The organism is Streptomyces sp. NRRL F-4489, from assembly GCF_001509485.1.
In the GTDB taxonomy this organism is placed as follows: domain Bacteria; phylum Actinomycetota; class Actinomycetes; order Streptomycetales; family Streptomycetaceae; genus Streptomyces.
The window spans coordinates 60,476-77,988 of the sequence record NZ_LLZI01000079.1; the positions used below are offsets into that span (position 1 = coordinate 60,476).

Here is a 17,513-nt window from a genome sequence, read left to right on the forward strand (position 1 = left end):
CACCGGAGGGACCCGGGGTTCGCCTTCCCCTGGACGAAGGACAAAGGAGTCGCGGGTGTCCAGCTCCGACATCTTCATCAGCGAGACCATCGGTACCGCTGTTCTGGTCTTGATGGGCGGCGGCGTCTGCGCCGCCGTCACCTTCAAGCGCTCCAAGGCGTTCGACGCCGGATGGGTCGCCATCGCCTTCGGGTGGGGCTTCGCCGTCCTGACCGGTGCATACATCGCCGCGAAGTCCGGCGCGCACCTGAACCCCGCCGTCACGGTCGGCATCGCCATCAAGGGCGGCATCCCGTGGAGCGATGTGCCGGTGTACTTCGCCGGCGAGTTCCTCGGCGCCATGATCGGCGCGGTCCTGGTCTGGCTGGCGTACTACGGCCAGTTCCGGGCGCATCTGACCGACCCAGAGGTACTGGCCGGCCACAACGGCGAGGAGGGCATGGTCGACCCGGCCGCCGCCCCCAAGGCCGGCCCGGTGCTCGGCGTCTTCTCCACCGGCCCGGAGATCCGGCACGCGGTGCAGAACCTCGTCACCGAGATCATCGCCACCACCGTGCTCGTGCTGGCGATCCTCACCCTCGGTCTGAGCGACAACGGCAAGGGCGTGGGCGCCATCGGCACCCTGCTCGTCGCCCTGGTCGTGACCGGTATCGGCCTCTCGCTGGGCGGCCCGACCGGGTACGCGATCAACCCGGTCCGCGACCTCGGTCCGCGTATCGTGCACGCGCTGCTGCCGCTGCCGAACAAGGGCGGGTCCGACTGGGGCTACGCCTGGATCCCGGTGGTCGGCCCGCTGATCGGCGGGGCCCTCGCCGGGGGCATCTATCAGATGGCGTTCGCCTGAGCCGCCCCGACCGACCCGCCTCCGCCCGCACCACGACCTTGGAGCACACACCATGAGCGACACCCCGAGCACCTCCTCGCACGGCCACGGCCCGTTCATCGCGGCGATCGACCAGGGCACCACCTCCAGCCGCTGCATCGTCTTCGACCGGGACGGCAGAATCGTCTCCGTCGACCAGAAGGAACACGAGCAGATCTTCCCCAAGCCGGGCTGGGTCGAGCACGACGCCACCGAGATCTGGACCAACGTCCAGCAGGTCGTCGAGGGCGCCATCGAGAAGGCCGCGCAGTCCAACCCTGGCCTGACCCCCGCCGATGTCAAGGCCATCGGCATCACCAACCAGCGCGAGACCACGCTGCTGTGGGACAAGAACACCGGTGAGCCGGTCCACAACGCCATCGTCTGGCAGGACACCCGCACCGACGCGCTCTGCCGCGAGCTGGGCCGCAACGTCGGCCAGGACCGCTTCCGCCGCGAGACCGGACTGCCGCTGGCGTCCTACTTCGCCGGGCCGAAGATCCGCTGGCTGCTGGACAACGTCGAGGGGCTGCGCGAGCGCGCCGAGCGCGGCGACATCCTCTTCGGCACCATGGACTCCTGGGTCATCTGGAACCTCACCGGCGGGGTCAACGGCGGCCGGCACGTCACCGACGTCACCAACGCCTCCCGCACCCTGCTGATGAACCTCCACACCCTCCAGTGGGACGAGAAGATCCTCGCGTCGATGGGCATCCCGGCCGCGCTGCTGCCGGAGATCCGGTCCTCCGCCGAGGTCTACGGCACCACCGCCGCCGGCGTCCTGGCGGGCGTCCCGGTCGCCTCCGCGCTCGGCGACCAGCAGGCCGCGCTGTTCGGCCAGACCTGCTTCGACGAGGGCGAGGCCAAGTCCACGTACGGCACCGGCACCTTCATGCTGATGAACACCGGCCACCAGCCGGTCAACTCCTACAACGGGCTGCTGACCACGGTCGGCTACCGGATCGGCGACGAGCGCCCGGTCTACGCCCTGGAGGGCTCCATCGCCGTCACCGGCTCGCTCGTCCAGTGGATGCGCGACCAGATGGGCCTCATCAACAGCGCGGCCGAGATCGAGACCCTGGCCAGCACCGTCGAGGACAACGGCGGCGCGTACTTCGTCCCGGCCTTCTCCGGCCTGTTCGCCCCCTACTGGCGCTCCGACGCGCGCGGTGTCATCGCGGGCCTGACCCGCTACGTCACCAAGGCGCACATCGCCCGCGCCGTCCTGGAGGCCACCGCCTGGCAGACCCGCGAGATCACCGACGCGATGACCAAGGACTCCGGCGTCGACCTGACCGCGCTCAAGGTCGACGGCGGTATGACCTCCAACAACCTGCTGATGCAGACCATCTCGGACTTCCTGGACGCCCCCGTGGTGCGCCCGATGGTCGCCGAGACCACCTGCCTCGGCGCTGCCTACGCGGCCGGTCTGGCCGTCGGCTTCTGGTCCAGCACCGACGAGCTGCGCGCCAACTGGCGCCGGGCCGCCGAGTGGACCCCCCGCATGGACGCGGCCACCCGTGACCGCGAGTACAAGAACTGGCTCAAGGCCGTTGAGCGGACCATGGGCTGGCTCGACGACGAGAGCTGACGAGGAGCACATCATGAGCACCCTGCAGAGCGTCCCGGCCCTCGGGACGCACCCGGCCGCCGGTTCCACCCCGGGCCGCGCCGAAACCCGGGAGCAGCTGTCCAAGGCGACGTACGACCTCCTGGTGATCGGCGGCGGCATCCTGGGCATCTCCACCGCCTGGCATGCCGCGCAGGCCGGACTGCGGGTTGCCCTGGTGGACGCCGGCGACTTCGCCGGCGCCACCTCCTCCGCCTCCTCCAAGCTGCTGCACGGCGGTCTGCGCTACCTCCAGACCGGCGCGGTCAAGCTGGTGGCGGAGAACCACTTCGAGCGGCGGGCGGTCTCCCGCCAGGTCGCCCCGCACCTGGCCAACCCGCTCACCTTCTACCTGCCGGTCTACAAGGGCGGCCCGCACGGCGCGGCCAAGCTCGGCGCGGGCGTCTTCGCCTACTCCGCGCTCTCCGCGTTCGGCGACGGCGTCGGCCACGTCATAAGCCCGGCCCGCGCCCAGCGCGACGTGCCCGAGCTGCGCACCGAGAACCTCAAGGCCGTGGCCGTCTACGGCGACGACCAGATGAACGACTCCCGGATGGCGCTGATGACCGTCCGCGCGGCCGTCGCGGCCGGCGCCACGGTCCTCAACCACGCCGAGGTCACCGGCCTGCGCTTCACCCAGGGCCGGGTCACCGGCGCCGAGCTCAAGGACCGCCTGGACGGCACCGAGTTCGGCGTCGGCGCCCGCCTGGTCCTCAACGCCACCGGCCCGTGGGTCGACCACCTGCGCAAGATGGAGGACCCGAACGCGGCGCCCTCCATCCGCCTCTCCAAGGGCGCGCACCTGGTCCTCAAGCGCACCTCCCCCTGGAAGGCCGCGCTGGCCACCCCGATCGACAAGTACCGCATCACCTTCGCCCTCCCCTGGGAGGACATGCTGCTGCTCGGTACGACCGACGAGGAGTACGAGGGCGACCCGGCGGATGTCGCGGTCACCGAGAAGGACATCGCCCAGATCCTGGACGAGGCCGCCTTCTCGGTCCGCGACCAGCAGCTCTCCCGGGACCTGATCACCTACTCGTTCGCCGGTCTGCGGGTGCTGCCCGGCGGCCCCGGCGACACCTCCAAGGCCAAGCGGGAGACGGTGGTCACCGAGGGCCGCGGCGGGATGCTGTCGGTGGCCGGCGGCAAGTGGACGACGTTCCGGCACATCGGCCGCACGGTGATGAACAAGCTCGCCGCGCTGCCCGGCCACCCGCTGGCGGACGATATGGAGCCGATCGCGCGGCTGCCCAAGAAGCTGCCGCTGCCCGGTATCGCCAACCCCAACGCGGTCGCCCACCGGCTGCTGGTGGACGGCGGCACCCCTGGCCCCCGGATGGCCGCCGACACCGCGCGCCACCTCGCCACCCACTACGGTTCGCTGTCCTTCGACATCGCCCGGCTGGCGAACGACGACCCGGCGCTGGCCGAGCGGATCCACCCGGACGCGCCGGAGATCTGGGCGCAGGTCGTCTACGCCCGGGACCACGAGTGGGCCGAGACGGTCGACGACGTGCTGCGCCGCCGGACCACGCTGACCATCCGCGGTCTGGACACCGACGCCGTGCGCGGCCGCGTCCAGGAGCTGCTGGAGCGCTGATCCGCGACCCCGGGGCGCGCGCTGCGGACGGCGCCCCGGCCTCACCGCACGGCCCGTCAGGCGGCCGTGCGGTGAACGGTGATGGGGCGGCCGGGGGGCCGCCCCATCGGCGTACCCGGCCGCCGGTACGCCGTCGCGCCGTCAGGCCCCGAAGCCGCCGTCCACCGCGATCGCGGCGCCGGTGATGTACCGGCCGCCGTCGCCCGCCAGATGGGCCACCGTGGCCGCCACGTCCCCGGGCTCCCCGTAGGAGCCGAGGGCGGTCAGCGCGGCCTGCGGCGCGGCGCCCGGGCCGTCCGCCGGGTTCATGTCGGTGTCGATGGGCCCGGGGTGGACGAGGTTGACGGTGATACCGCGCGGGCCCAGTTCACGGGCGAGCGCCTTGGTCAGGCCGGCGAGCGCGGCCTTGCTCATGGCGTAGAGGGAGCCGCCGGGGAACGGCGCCCGGTCGGCCATGCAGCTGCCGATCGAGATGATGCGGCCGCCCTCGGCCAGGTGCGCGGCGGCGGCCTGGGCGGCCAGGAACGGCGCCCGGACATTGGTCGCCAGCACCCGGTCCACGTCGGCGGTGGCGATCCCCTCGAAGGGGCCGAGGACCCCGGTGCCCGCGTTGTTCACCAGGATGTCCAGGCGCCCGAAGCGGTCGGCCGCGGCGGCCACCGAGGTGCGCACCGCCTCCGGGTCCGCGGCGTCGGCCCGGACGGCCCAGGCCCGCCCGCCGGCCTCCTCGATGCGCTTGACCACCTCGGCGGCCCGGTCGTCCCGGCTGTGGTAGGTCAGCGCCACGGCCGCCCCGTCGGCCGCCAGCCGCTCCGCGATCGCCGCGCCGATGCCCCGGCTGGCGCCGGTCACCAGGGCCGCCCGGCCGGCCAGCGGGCGGGTGCCGGAGGCGGTGGGTGCCGGGGCCGTCGTCTTCGTGTCCATGTGTCTCACGTCCATCTGTCAATTTCACGCGATATCAGCCGTGTTGGGAGCCTTCCGTCAGCTTTGCGGGCTTACGGGGGCTTCCTCCGCGGTACGACTCGATCCTGCGGCAGGGCGCCGGAGCGCGCTGGCGGGATGCGGACACCGCGTCCGGACCCGGCGGGCATCGGGCCTTTCCCGGCCCTCCCGTACACACGCTCGCAAAGGGGCTGCGGACCGGCACCCCGGAAGCCGTAGGCTTGGGAGCGCACGCAACGGAACTGCTGCCGGCAGCCGCCCCAGACGGCCGGGCCGGCCGGAAGGAGGCGCTGGGTGATCGAGCTGGAGGGGGTGCCCGAGCTGATCGACCCGGTCATGGTGGCCGCGTTCGAAGGCTGGAACGACGCCGGCGACGCCGCCTCCGCCGCGGTCGCACACCTGGACCGGGAATGGAAGGGCGAGGTCTTCGCCGCGCTCGACGCGGAGGACTACTACGACTTCCAGGTGAACCGCCCCACGGTCTTCCTGGAGAACGGCGTCCGCAAGGTCACCTGGCCCACCACCCGGCTGTCCGTGGTCCGGGTCGCCGACTCCGACGGCAAGGGCCGCCCCCGCGACCTGGTGCTCGTCCGCGGTATCGAGCCGAGCATGCGCTGGCGCTCGTTCTGCAACGAACTCCTCGGCTTCGCCCATGAGTTGGGCGTCGAGATGGTGGTGGTCCTGGGCTCGCTGCTGGGCGACACCCCGCACACCCGGCCGGTCCCGGTCAGCGGCGTCAGCTCGGACGCGGATCTGGCCCGCCGGCTGGATCTGGAGGAGTCCCGCTACGAAGGCCCCACGGGCATCGTCGGCATCCTCCAGGAGGCGTGCACGCACGCCGGCGTCCCGGCCGTCAGCCTGTGGGCGGCGGTGCCGCACTACGTCTCCCAGCCGCCCAACCCCAAGGCGACCCTGGCCCTCCTCAACAGACTGGAGGACCTGCTCGACCTGCGGATCCCGCTGGGCGAGCTGACCGAGGACGCCCGCGCCTGGCAGCTGGGGGTGGACCAACTCGCCGCCGAGGACAGCGAGGTGGCCGAGTACGTCCAGTCGCTGGAGGAGGCGCGGGACACCGCGGATCTGCCGGAGGCGTCCGGTGAGGCCATCGCCCGCGAGTTCGAGCGCTATCTGCGCCGGCGCGATCCGCAGGCCGGTCCCGGGGTGGCCACCGAGGGCGGCGTCGCGGACGGCCGCGAGGGCCCGTACCGCCGGGAGACCGGCGGCGGCCGCACCCGGCCCGCGCGCCCGGCGCCCAAGGAGCCGCGCGAGCCCCGCCCGCCGGAGGAGGCCGGTCCGCCGAAGGCGTCCGGCGGCCCGCGCGCCGGCGAGGACGGCACCGAGCGGCCCGAGGCCGCGGACGGCGACGGCGGCCCGGAGGACACCGGCCCGGAGCGCTGACCGGCCCAACGGCCCGGCTCCGTACGGCGAAAGGCCCCGTACGGCGAAGGCCCCGTACGCGAAAGGGGCGCCCCGCCAACCGGCAGGGCGCCCCTTTCCGTATCCGTGTCGCTACAGCGCCACGCCCAGCAGCGCGTCCACCGCGCGGGACACCAGCCCCGGCGCGCCCTCGTCCGTGCCGCCGGCGGCCTCCTGGGCGGCGGCCCAGCGGTCCACCGCGGCCAGCGCGGCCGGCGCGTCCAGATCGTCGGCCAGGGCGGCGCGGATCTCCTCCAGCAGCGCCTCGGCGGGCGGCCCGTCCGGGCGGGAGACCGCGGACCGCCAGCGGGCCAGCCGCTCCTCGGCCTCGGTCAGCACCGCGTCCGTCCACTCCCAGTCGCTGCGGTAGTGGTGCGCCAGCAGCGCCAGGCGGATCGCGGCCGGGTCGGTGCCGTCCCGGCGCAGCGTCGAGACGAAGACGAGGTTGCCCTTGGACTTGGACATCTTCTCGCCGTGCAGGGCGACCATCCCGGCGTGCACATACGCCTTGGCGAAGGGGTGTTCACCGGTCAGCGCCTGGGCGTGCGAGGCGCCCATCTCGTGGTGCGGGAAGGCGAGATCGGAGCCGCCGCCCTGGACGTCGAAGCCCATCCCGAGGTGCTCCAGCGCGATGGCGACGCATTCGATGTGCCAGCCGGGCCGGCCGGGGCCCAGCGAGCCGCCGTCCCAGCTCGGTTCGCCGTCGCGGGCGGCCATCCACAGCATCGGGTCGAGGGGGTTCTTCTTGCCCTCGCGCTCCGGGTCGCCGCCGCGCTCGGCGGACAGCCGCCGCATGGCCTCGGCGTCCAGGCCGGAGACCTCGCCGAAGTGGGTGTCGGAGGCCACCGAGAAGTAGATGTCGCCGTCGAGTTCGTAGGCGGCGCCGGCCTCGCGCAGCCGCTCCACCAGGGGGACGATGCCCGGTATCGCCTCGACCGCGCCTATGTAGTGGCGCGGCGGCAGCATCCGCAGCGCCGTCATGTCCTCGCGGAACAGGGCGGTCTCGCGCTCGGCGAGCGCGGTCCAGTCGACGCCGGTGGCCACCGCCCGCTCCAGCAGGGGGTCGTCGACGTCGGTGACGTTCTGCACGTAGTGCACTTGGCGCTTCGTGTCGAGCCACACGCGCTGAACGAGGTCGAACGCGTTGTAGGTCGCCGCGTGCCCCAGGTGGGTGGCGTCGTACGGCGTGATGCCGCAGACGTAGATACGGGCGACGGGACCGGGGTCGAGGGTGACCCGTCCGCCGGTCGCGGTGTCGTGGATCCGGAGGTCGCGGCCCTGGCCGGGCAGGGCGGGGACCTCAGAAGCGGGCCATGCATGCATGCCTTGAGCGTAACCGGACGGAGCTTCCGCATACGAACCGGAGGGGCCGGTCCGGCCGGAAAGGCGCTCTTGCGTTCCACCGCGGGATGTGCCAGGGACGGGCGTCCCCTCGCCCGGCCCCGGGCGGCCGGATCAGACCGGCGGCCAGGGGATCGCCGGCCACTCCCCGCTCGGCTCCGGGTGCCGGCCCTCCCGCAGCAGCCGCTCGACCCGCGCCCGCACCGCCGCCACCTCGGCGTCCGTGAGCAGCTCCGCCAGTCGGGCGGCGAGCGGCGCACCATCCGCCAGCGCGGCCCGCAGCCGGTCCAGCACCGTGCGCGCCTCGTCGGTCAGCGGTTCGCCGGCCCAGCCCCACAGCAGCGTGCGCAGTTTGTCGTCGGAGTGGAACGTCACCCCGTGGTCGATGGCGAAGAACGAGCCACCGGCCGAGGGCAGCAGATGGCCGCCCTTGCGGTCGCCGTTGTTGATCACCGCGTCCAGGACCGCCAGCCGCCGCAGCCGCGGGTGGTCGGCGTGGACCAGCAGCGCGGTGCGGCCGGCGCCGATCTCCGCCCGGCCGACCGCCTTCCAGCCCGGCTCCGGCTCGTCCTCGGCGACCAGTGCCAGCAGCTCGGGCACCGCGTCGCCGTCCCCGGGCGGCGCGATCCACTCCTGCACCATGCCGGTGCCGTACGGGCCGTCGCGCAGCACCGTGGTGGGGATCAGGTCCCAGCCGCAGGCCCGGGAGACCTCGTACGCGGCGACCTCGCGCTCGGCGAGCGTGCCGTCGGGGAAGTCCCACAGCGGGCGCTCGCCGGCGACCGGCTTGTAGACGCACTCGGCGGTGCGGCCGTCGAGCGCGACGGTGCAGTACAGGACGGCGTTGGAGGCGTCGCGGATCTGACCGCGGACGGTCAGCTCCCCGCGGGCCAGCAGCTCCGGCGCCAGGCTCCCGGCCGGTTCGCGGGCGGGCGGCTCCACGGCGGCCGGCCCGCCGGCGGTGGCGGCCTCGCCGGGGCTCAGGCGCCCCGCCGGTATCCGTTCTGGCGCGGACATACGTGTCCCTCCGGGTCGAGCGGCAGGCTGCACAGCGGGCACGGCGGGCGGCCGGCGTTGACGACGTCCAGCGCGCGCTTGGCGAACGCGCGGGCCATCGTGCCGGTCAGCCGCACCCGGAGCATCGGCGGGCCGTTCTCGTCGTCCTGGAGCAGCCGCTCCTCGGCGTCGACGAGGTCCTCGTCGCTGTCGGCGTCCAGTTCGACCAGCGCCTGGGCCTCGACGATCATCCGCTCGGCCTCGCCGTCCCAGGCCAGCGCCATCGTGCCGACCCGGAACTCCTCCTCCACCGGCATCTGGAGCGGCGCGGTGTCGGTCATCTCGGCCGGGGAGACCGCGGGCACCGGGGCGCTGCCGCCGCTGCGCCGCACGACCTCGTCCAGGAGCTCGTCGATCCGCTCGGCGAGCGCCGCCACCTGCGTCTTCTCCAGGGCGACGCTGGTGGTCCGGCCGCCCGCGCTGGCCTGGAGGAAGAAGCTACGGCGGCCAGGCAGCCCGACCGTACCGGCCACGAAGCGGTCCGGTAGGTCGTAGAAGAACACCTGACGGGACAACGTCCTGCTCCGATTGTCTCGAACTGCTGGGTCAGTGGGTCGCTGCGTCCGCACGGTCACTGCGCGGATCACCGGGGCGTCGCGGGCAGCGCCGTCGCCCCACCCTACTGCGCCCGCTGATCACGCTGCGCCCGCACCGCCTCCGACGGCCGCGTCCCGCTCGCTCCCGGGGGCGGCGTCGTCGCGGGGCACCAGCGAGGCGAGGTCGCCGGTGTCGCCGAGCCGGACGAGGTAGGGGCGCAGCCGGGTGTAGCGGATCACCGTCACCGAGCACGGCTCGACGGAGATCCGCTGGAAGAGGTCGAGGTGCAGCCCGAGGGCGTCGGCGACCAGGGATTTGATGATGTCACCGTGGGAGCACATGAGATAGGCCGCTTCGCCGCCGGCCTCCTCGGTGACCCGGTCGTTCCACTCCCGGACCGCGGCGACCGCCCGGGACTGCATCTCGCGCATCGGCTCGCCGCCGGGGAAGGCGGCCGCGGAGGGGTGCTGCTGGACGGTCTCCATCAGCGGTTCGTCGGCGAGTTCGGCGAGCTTGCGGCCCGACCAGTCGCCGTAGTCGCACTCGGTGATCCGCTCGTCGGTGGACAGCGGCAGCTCCGGGCGGGCCGCGAGCAGCGGCGCCAGGGTCTCCCGGCAGCGCTGGAGCGGGCTGGAGACGGCGCGGGCGAGCGGGATCCCGGCGAGCCGGGCGGGGAGCGCGGCGGCCTGGGCGGCGCCCCGCTCGTCGAGGGCGACACCGGGGGTCCGGCCGGCGAGGACTCCGGCGGTATTGGCGGTGGAGCGGCCGTGCCGCACCAGGATCAGCGTGGGCATGACCGCCAGCCTAGGGGGTGCGGTCGTACTCCCGCCGCCCCCTTGGCACGGTGGGCGGCCGCTTCCACGGCCCGGTAGGCGGCCGCTTCCCTGGCAGGCGGCCGGGCGGCGGGCGAGAATGCCTGGTGTGATCGTGGACTGCGCCGTCTACCGCGAGGGCCGCCGCCATGAGTGCGCGGCGGATTTCTCCCACGCGCTGGACGCGGCGCGGGCGGAGGGCCACTCCTTCCTGTGGCTGGGCATGTACGAGCCGACCCAGCACGAGTTCGACCAGGTCAGCAGCGAGTTCGGGCTGCATCCGCTGGCCGTGGAGGACGCCCTCAACGCCCACCAGCGGCCCAAGCTGGAGGTCTACGACGACTCGCTGTTCGTGGTGCTCAAGCCGATCACCTACGACGTCACCGCGGACACCGTGACCGCCTCGGAGCTGATGGTCTTCGTCGGCGACTCGTTCGTGGTCACCGTCCGGCACGGCACGGCCAGCCCGCTGGCGCAGGTCCGGCGGCGACTGGAGCACCATCCGGAGATCCTGCGGCACGGCCCGGGCGCGGTGCTGTACGCCATCAGCGACGCGGTGGTGGACCACTACATCGAGGTGGCCGGCGAACTCCAGCTGGATCTGGAGGAGTTGGAGGCGGAGGTGTTCGCCCCGATCCGCCGGGAGACCCGGCACACCGCGGCGCGGATCTACACCTTCAAGCGCGAGATCATGGAGTTCCGGCGGGCGACCGTCCCGCTGGCCGAGCCGATGGCGCGGCTGCAGAGTCCGGGTGTGCCCTTCGTCCACGACCAGGCCCGGCCGTTCTTCCGGGACGTCGGCGACCATCTGACCCGCGCCAACGAGTCGGTGGAGGGCCTGGACCGGCTGCTGTCGGACGTCCTGTCCGCGCATCTGGCGCAGATGGGCGTCCGGCAGAACGACGATATGCGCAAGATCTCGGCCTGGGCGGCGCTGGCCGCCGTACCGACCCTGATCGCCGGGATCTACGGTATGAACTTCCGCGAGATGCCGGAGCTGCACTGGTCGCTGGGCTATCCGACGATCCTGCTGGTGATGGCGCTCATCGAGGTGTCGCTGTACCGGCTGTTCAAGCGGCGGGGGTGGCTGTGAACGCGGCGGGGGCTGGCGGCTCCGGAGGCCGCGGGCCGGGCGGGCGCCTTGCGGCCGGCCGCGTAGCCGCGTAACCCGCCCGCCGGTCGGGGCGTTGTGCTCGGTGACGGCCGTGGCGGGGAAGACCCCCGAGCCCCCACCACGGCCGCGGCGCCACCGGAAAGGCCCGGCACTCCCCGTGCCGGGCCTTCTCCGTGCTCGTTCCCGCTTCCGCGGACTGGGCTCGTTTCCGCCTCCGCGGACTAGGCCAGCCCGGCCCGCTCCAGGGCCTCGGTGCCGGCGCGCAGGGCGGCCAGCCGCTCCTCCAGGGTGAAGCCGGCCGGCGACAGCGTCAGGGTGGTCACGCCCGCGGCCGCGTACGCCTGCATCCGCTCGGCGATCCGCTCGACCGAGCCGAGCAGGGTGGTCTGGTCGATCAGCCGCTCCGGGATGGCCGCGGCGGCGCCGGCCTTGTCGCCGGACAGGTACTTGTCCTGGATCTCGGCGGCCTCCTTCTCGTAGCCCATGCGCTGCGCCAGCCGGTTGTAGAAGTTCTGCTTCCGGCTGCCCATACCGCCGACGTACAGCGCGGTGTACGGGCGGAACTGGTCGGCGAGCGCGCTGACGTCCGCGTCCGCGCCGAGGGCCAGCGGGAGCGTGGGGCAGACGTCGAAGCCGTCCATGGTCTTCCCGGCGGCCTCCCGGCCCTCCCGGAGGGGCGCGAGCGCGGTCTCCTCCAGGTGCTCGGCGGAGGGGAAGATCAGCAGCGCGCCGTCGGCGATCTCGCCGGTCTGCCGGAGGTTCTTCGGGCCGATCGCGGCGATGTAGAGGGGGATGTGCTCGCGCTGCGGGTGGACGGTGAGCTTCAGCGGCTTGCCGGGGCCGCCGGGCAGCGGCAGCGTCCAGTGCTCGCCCTCGTAGGAGAGCCGCTCGCGGGCCATGGCCTTGCGGACGATCTCGACGTACTCGCGGGTGCGGGCCAGCGGCTTGTCGAACTTCGTGCCGTACCAGCCCTCGGAGACCTGCGGGCCGGAGACGCCCAGGCCGAGCCGGAAGCGGCCGCCGGAGAGGGAGTCCAGGGTCGCGGCGGTCATCGCGGTCATCGCGGGCGTACGGGCCGGGATCTGGAAGATCGCCGAGCCGACGTCGATCCGCTCGGTCTGCGCGGCCACCCAGGAGAGCACGGTGGCGGCGTCGGAGCCGTACGCCTCGGCCGCCCAGCAGACCGAGTAGCCCAGGCGGTCGGCCTCCTGCGCCACCGCGAGATTGTCGGAGTCCATCCCGGCGCCCCAGTAGCCGAGGTTGATGCCAAGCCTCATGCCGCTCTCCCCTTACCCATCAGTAACGTCGCTGTTCGGGGGACTCTAGCGTGCGGGTGCGGCGGCCGTCACCGGTGGGCCGGGACGGGCGCTCCGGTCGGCCGCTCGGGTCGCCGGCGGCGGTTATCCACAGGTCCACTGATCGCCCGGTCCGGCGCGTAATGTCTGGGCCCATGGAGCAAAGGCACCTCGGCCGTACGGGCCTGCGCGTCTCCCGCCTCGGCCTCGGCACCCTGAACTGGGCGCGCGACACCGGCGAGCAGGACGCCGCCGACCAGCTCAAGACGTTCTGGGAGGCCGGCGGCACCCTGGTCGACACCGCCGACATCTACGCCGACGGCGGTGCCGAGTACCTCCTCGGCCGGCTCCTGGAGGATCTCGTTCCGCGCCAGGACCTGGTGATCGCCACCAAGGCCGGCAGCGTCCTGGAGCCGGACCGCCGGGTGGACGGCTCGCGCCGCCACCTCCTCGCCGCCCTCGACGCCTCCCTGGAGCGCCTGCGCACCGACTACGTCGACCTCTGGCAGTTGCACGCCTTCGACCCCCACACCCCGTTGGAGGAGACCCTCCAGGCGCTCGACCAGGCCGTGGCCACCGGCCGGGCCCGCTATGTGGGCCTGTCGAACTTCTCCGGCTGGCAGCTCGCCAAGGCCGCGACATGGCAGCTGGCCGCGCCGGGCGCGCGCAACCGCCTGGCCAGTACGCAGATGGAGTACTCCCTCCTCCAGCGCGGGGTCGAGCGGGAGGTGCTGCCCGCCGCCCGCGATCTGGGGCTGGGCCTGCTGCCGTCGTCTCCCTTGGGCCGCGGGGTGCTCACCGCCAAGTACCGGCACGCCACCCCCGCGGACTCCCGGGGCGCCTCCGAGCACCTCGCCCCGTTCGTCGCGCCGTATCTCGACGGGGCCGCGCGCCGGGTCGTGGACGCGGTCGCCACCGCCGCGGACGGACTGGCCGTCACGCCGCTGCAGGTCGCGCTCTCGTGGGTCCGCGACCGCCCCGGCGTCACCGCCCCGATCCTCGGTGCGCGCACGGCCGCGCAGCTCAGAGCCTCGTTGTCAGTGGAGGCCCTTACGCTTCCTGACGAGATCCGCCGGGCGCTGGACGATGTGTCGGCCCCGGTGCACCACTATCCCGACCACGACTGGAGCACGCTGTGACTACCGACCGCCCCGGCGACAACCCGCCCGAGCAGGAGGCCGCGCCCGCCGGCGGGCCGGGCGGCGAGGCCGGCGGCGCCGCGCGGCCCGGCCCCGCCGCGTCCGTGGCCGCCCTGGCCGCGGCGGTCCGCGCCGTGGAGAGCGGCGAGCGCTCCGCGGCGTCGTTCTTCGCGGAGGCGCCGGGAGGTGGGCCCGGTCGGGCGCCGGGCGGCCGGTCGGCATCCGGCGCCGGGGCCGGCGGGCCCGGTCAGGCATCGCGGGGCCCCGGGCGTCAGGGGGCGGCTCCTCGGGGAGCGGATGCGGAGACCGTGTCTGCTACGGAGGCGCCGGGGGCCGTGGCCCGGGACGCGGGGGCGCACGCGGCTGCCGGGGCGCCGGCCGGTGCCTCGTACGCATCGGGTGGACCGGAGGCCGCCGTTGGCGCGGGCGTACCGGATGCTTCGGACGCAGCAAGCGCCCCAGGTGCCCCGGGTGCCCCGGGTGCCCCGGGTACACCGGGTACACCGAGTGCTCCGAGTGCCCCGGGCGCCGCCGCTTCCACGCCGGGCGCAGGCGCCCCGGCCGCGCCGCCCTCACCGGGGGCACCCCGGCCGGCCGTCGCACCGGGCCCCGGCATCGAGGGCATCCGCCGGGTGCTCGCGGCCGGCGGCGCCCCCGAGGCCCTGGCCGAGCGGGTCGCCGAAACGCTCGGCGAGCGGGCCGCGCAGACCCTGACCGACGACCCCTGGCAGCTGCTCGCGGTCCCGGGCGTCCGCCCCGACCAGGCCGACGGCTTCGCCCGGGCACTGCTCGGCGCCGCCTGCGGGCCCGATGACGAGCGGCGCGCCCAGGCGCTGACGGTGTGGCTGCTGGAGCAGGCCGCACTCGCCGGCCACTCCGCCCTGGAGGCGTCCGCGCTCCGCGCCGCCCTCGCCCAGCGCGCCGTACCGGATCCGGACGAAGCCCTGCAAACGGCCATCGCGGACGGCGCGGTCCTGGTCTTCCAGGACGCCCTCGACACCCCGGGCCGCCCCCGGCCCACCACGGACGAGGACGAGGAGCAGCCGGTCCGCGTCCTCCTCGGCCTGGACCGCCTCGCCATGGCCGAGGAAAGCGTCGCCGACGGCCTGGCCCGCCTCCTCAACACCTTCGAGGAGCCGGGCACGACGGAGCCCGAGGGCACGGCCGAGCCCGCGGAGACGGCCGAAGACGCGGAGGTGGCCGAGCCCGCGAAGACGGCTGAGGACGCGGAGGCGGCTGAGGACGCGGAGACGGCCGAGGTGTCGGCCGAGACCTCGCCCCCGGGGACGGCCGACGGCGCGGAACGGGCCGAAGCCGCCGAGACCGAGGCGCCCGGGGAGGCTGCCGAGCCCGCCGAGAACGCCACGGCCGGCCAGGAGTCAGCCCCAGCCGCGGACGCCTCCGAGCACGGCACCGGGAGCGGCGAGACAGACCCGGCGACCACCCCCGAGGCCGCCCACGAAGTCCCTATCGCGGACCCCGCCGCCTGGGAAGCCGCCGCGGCCGCCGCCCCCTCGCCCTCCGCCGCGGAGCTGATCCGGGCCGCCGCGCACAGCGGCCTGGTGGCCCACACCGGCGGCGAGGCCGCCCGCGCCGAGCCCGCGGCACTGCTCGCCGCGGCCCGCGCCCTGGGCCTGCGGGCGGCCGGCGCCACCCACACCCCGGACGGCCGCCGGCGGCTGGCCGCCCAGCTCGCCGAGGCCGCACCCGGGGACACCGGTCTGCCGTCCGCCGCGGTCACCGTCGCCGGCCTGCTCTCCGGCCGGGAGGGCCCGGGCCGGGACGCGGACGGCGCCCTGGCCCTCGACCTCCTCGTCGTCCTCGACGCCCCGCAGCTGGACCTGGAGACCGCGGCGCTGCTCGTGGAGTCCCTGGCGGACGGCACCCGTCTGATCCTCAGCGGCGACCCCGGCGTGCTGTGGTCCGCCGGCCCCGGCCGCCTCTTCCAGGACGTCCTCCAGTCCCGCTTCTGCCCCCAGGTCGCCTCCCGCACCCCGGACTTCGGGCCGATCGGCGAGCTGGTGTCGGGCATCGGCATCGGCGAGCTGACCGAGGTCGAGGCCCCCGGCAAGGAGGTCGTCACCGTCCCCGTACGCAACGCCGGCGAGGCGGTGCACCGCACCGTCCAGCTGGTCGCCGACTCGGTGCCCCGGGCACTGGGCATCCCCGCCGAGCAGACCCAGGTGATCACGGTCGGCCACGGCGGCGCGGCCGGCACCCGCGCGCTGAACGCCGCGCTCAAGGAGCGTCTGAACCCCGGCCCCGGCCGGTTCGGCGGCTTCGACCCCGGCGACCGCGTCGCCTACTCCCCCGCCCTGGGCCGCACGCTCCCCGGCACGGTCACCGGCGCCGGCCCCGATGGCCTGCACCTGGACTGCGAGGGCACCGCCGTCGTCGTCTCACCCGAGCAGGTCGGCGCGGGGGCGGTCCGGCACGGCTGGGCGCTCACCGCCCACCAGGCGGCCGGCGCGCGCTGGCCCGCCACGGTCGTGGTGCTCCCCGGCGACGCGGCCGCCGGCCTGACCCGCGCCTGGGTCTACACCGCCTTCAGCCGCGCCGAACGGCACCTGTCGGTGGTCCAGGGCGTCGACCAGGCACTCCCCCGCGCGGTCGCCGAAGTCCCCGCCAAGGAACGCACCACCCGCCTCCGCGCCCTCCTCCGCGCCCAGGCCGAGGACCAGACCGAAGCCTGACCCCCGCCCCGCCGCCACCGCCCGGCCCCGCCCGGCGGTGGCGGCGGGCCAGGCACGACGCCCGCCCCCGGCCGTGGCGGCGGGCTGCCGGACCTACCGCCTCCGTTCGGCCGGCTCCAGCAGATCGCCGTCGTCATCGTCCTCGCCGTCATCGAGCTCCTCGTCGAAGACCGAGCTGACGTCGAAGCGGCAGACCACCCGCTGCGGATCGGCCTGGTCGAACGGCGCGGCCAGCCACTCCCCCGGCTCGGCCGGTTCGTCGGCGGCGGCCACCCACAGCGTGGAGTCGCCCTCCTCCAGGCCGAACTCCTTGTGCCGGGAGGCGATCTCGTCCGGTTCGTACTCCCCGAAGAGCACCCCGAGCGCGGCGTGCACACTGCTGCCGACCACCGCCGCCGCATCGGCGGCCGGGCCGGCCGCGTCGTCGGCGGCGTCCGGGTCCAGGGCCGCGATGCGCTGTGCCTGGTGCAGCAGGCGCTGCGGCTTGGCGACGGTGTAGTCGCGCCGGATGAGCACGCTCAGCGCGCTCGGTTCCTCCGGCCCCGCGTAGGCGGGCAGGGTGTCGTTCCCGGGGATCTCGAAGGGCGTGACCTCGTCGTAGGCGTCGTAGAGCAGTTCGTCGTAGGACTCCGCCGCCGCGGCGAGTTCGTCGAACGCGGCGTAGACGGCGGGGTCGTCCGGCCCCGAGCGGCGTTCAACCGCGTCGAGGTGACGGTCCAGCGCGGCTTTGACCGCCTCAGCGGCGGCACGTACCTCGGCAGCGGAAGGCTGCGCAGCATCAGACATAGTGCAGACGCTATCCGTACCGGGGCCGGTCCCGCACAATAGATGCGATGCCGGAATACGAATTCTGCGATGTGTACGTGCCCCGGGGCGTCTCCCGGAAGGCCGCCACACGCCTGCTGACTGACCATGCCGAGTACGGACACTGGGAGTTGGACCGACTTCGTCTCAATCCCGACGGCAGCCGGCGGGTCCGGCTCCGCCGCCGGATCATCCGACAGCTCCGCGCCACGTGGTGACCAACGGGAGGCCGTGATCACAGCAGAGCGGGCCCCGTCCGGGACGGGGCCCGCTCCGTCATGCGATCACACCGA

General features: G+C 74.3%; 15 protein-coding genes. 8 read left to right on the plus strand and 7 right to left on the minus strand.

Features of this window, described 5'->3' with window-relative positions:
• The first annotated feature begins 55 nt into the window (after nucleotides 1-55).
• Genes ADL22_RS08900 through ADL22_RS08910 form a run of 3 tightly spaced genes read left to right on the plus strand, consistent with a single transcriptional unit; the run spans nucleotide 56 to nucleotide 4,071 of the window.
• On the plus strand, nucleotides 56-844 hold the full coding sequence (locus tag ADL22_RS08900) for an MIP/aquaporin family protein (RefSeq protein WP_066975510.1): 789 nt from the start codon (nucleotides 56-58) through the stop codon (nucleotides 842-844).
• A gap of 52 nt (nucleotides 845-896) precedes the next feature.
• Nucleotides 897-2,453, plus strand: a complete 1,557-nt coding sequence (glpK, locus tag ADL22_RS08905; protein ID WP_066975512.1) for a glycerol kinase GlpK — start codon at nucleotides 897-899, stop codon at nucleotides 2,451-2,453.
• Nucleotides 2,454-2,466: 13 nt separating this feature from the next.
• Nucleotides 2,467-4,071, plus strand: a complete 1,605-nt coding sequence (locus ADL22_RS08910; protein ID WP_066975514.1) for a glycerol-3-phosphate dehydrogenase/oxidase — start codon at nucleotides 2,467-2,469, stop codon at nucleotides 4,069-4,071.
• A 141-nt stretch (nucleotides 4,072-4,212) separates the two neighbouring features.
• On the opposite strand, the gene ADL22_RS08915 is transcribed toward ADL22_RS08910, so the two are convergent.
• Complete coding sequence (locus tag ADL22_RS08915; protein WP_066975516.1) at nucleotides 4,213-4,995, minus strand: SDR family oxidoreductase; 783 nt, start codon at nucleotides 4,993-4,995, stop codon at nucleotides 4,213-4,215.
• 312 nt (nucleotides 4,996-5,307) lie between these two features.
• Between ADL22_RS08915 and ADL22_RS08920 the strand changes: the two genes are divergently transcribed.
• Complete coding sequence (locus ADL22_RS08920) at nucleotides 5,308-6,411, plus strand: PAC2 family protein (RefSeq protein WP_066975518.1); 1,104 nt, start codon at nucleotides 5,308-5,310, stop codon at nucleotides 6,409-6,411.
• A 111-nt stretch (nucleotides 6,412-6,522) separates the two neighbouring features.
• Here the strand turns inward: ADL22_RS08920 and mshC are convergent, their stop codons facing one another.
• The 4 genes from mshC to ADL22_RS08940 form a co-directional block, all read right to left on the minus strand.
• Entirely contained in the window at nucleotides 6,523-7,752 is a 1,230-nt protein-coding gene (gene mshC / locus ADL22_RS08925; protein ID WP_066975520.1) for a cysteine--1-D-myo-inosityl 2-amino-2-deoxy-alpha-D-glucopyranoside ligase, read from the minus strand.
• A gap of 132 nt (nucleotides 7,753-7,884) precedes the next feature.
• Complete coding sequence (locus ADL22_RS08930; RefSeq protein ID WP_079063959.1) at nucleotides 7,885-8,787, minus strand: SCO1664 family protein; 903 nt, start codon at nucleotides 8,785-8,787, stop codon at nucleotides 7,885-7,887.
• Entirely contained in the window at nucleotides 8,751-9,341 is a 591-nt protein-coding gene (locus ADL22_RS08935; RefSeq protein WP_066975522.1) for a DUF3090 domain-containing protein, read from the minus strand. Before ADL22_RS08935 ends, ADL22_RS08930 begins: the two co-directional genes overlap by 37 nt.
• A gap of 120 nt (nucleotides 9,342-9,461) precedes the next feature.
• Nucleotides 9,462-10,157: a histidine phosphatase family protein gene (locus ADL22_RS08940; protein ID WP_066975524.1), complete on the minus strand. Its 696-nt coding sequence runs from the start codon at nucleotides 10,155-10,157 to the stop codon at nucleotides 9,462-9,464.
• Between the two features lie 118 nt (nucleotides 10,158-10,275).
• Between ADL22_RS08940 and corA the strand changes: the two genes are divergently transcribed.
• Nucleotides 10,276-11,268 carry a magnesium/cobalt transporter CorA gene (gene corA, locus ADL22_RS08945; RefSeq protein WP_066975526.1) on the plus strand — a complete coding sequence of 331 codons (993 nt, stop codon included), beginning with the start codon at nucleotides 10,276-10,278 and terminating at the stop codon, nucleotides 11,266-11,268.
• A gap of 242 nt (nucleotides 11,269-11,510) precedes the next feature.
• Here the strand turns inward: corA and ADL22_RS08950 are convergent, their stop codons facing one another.
• Nucleotides 11,511-12,566 (minus strand): LLM class F420-dependent oxidoreductase, encoded by a 1,056-nt coding sequence (locus ADL22_RS08950; protein ID WP_066975527.1) that lies wholly within the window; start codon nucleotides 12,564-12,566, stop codon nucleotides 11,511-11,513.
• A gap of 173 nt (nucleotides 12,567-12,739) precedes the next feature.
• On the opposite strand from ADL22_RS08950, the gene ADL22_RS08955 reads away from it, so the two are divergent.
• A complete protein-coding gene (locus ADL22_RS08955; RefSeq protein ID WP_066975529.1) occupies nucleotides 12,740-13,723 on the plus strand; it encodes an aldo/keto reductase in 984 nt (327 codons plus the stop codon).
• A 134-nt stretch (nucleotides 13,724-13,857) separates the two neighbouring features.
• Nucleotides 13,858-16,416 (plus strand): helix-hairpin-helix domain-containing protein, encoded by a 2,559-nt coding sequence (locus ADL22_RS08960; protein WP_420711548.1) that lies wholly within the window; start codon nucleotides 13,858-13,860, stop codon nucleotides 16,414-16,416.
• Between the two features lie 93 nt (nucleotides 16,417-16,509).
• Here ADL22_RS08960 and ADL22_RS08965 read toward each other — a convergent pair whose 3' ends face one another.
• Entirely contained in the window at nucleotides 16,510-17,202 is a 693-nt protein-coding gene (locus ADL22_RS08965) for a hypothetical protein (RefSeq protein WP_066975531.1), read from the minus strand.
• Nucleotides 17,203-17,249: 47 nt separating this feature from the next.
• Here ADL22_RS08965 and ADL22_RS33695 point away from each other — a divergent pair, with 47 nt between their 5' ends.
• Nucleotides 17,250-17,438 (plus strand): DUF5703 family protein, encoded by a 189-nt coding sequence (locus tag ADL22_RS33695; protein WP_018537156.1) that lies wholly within the window; start codon nucleotides 17,250-17,252, stop codon nucleotides 17,436-17,438.
• Nucleotides 17,439-17,513: the final 75 nt, after the last annotated feature.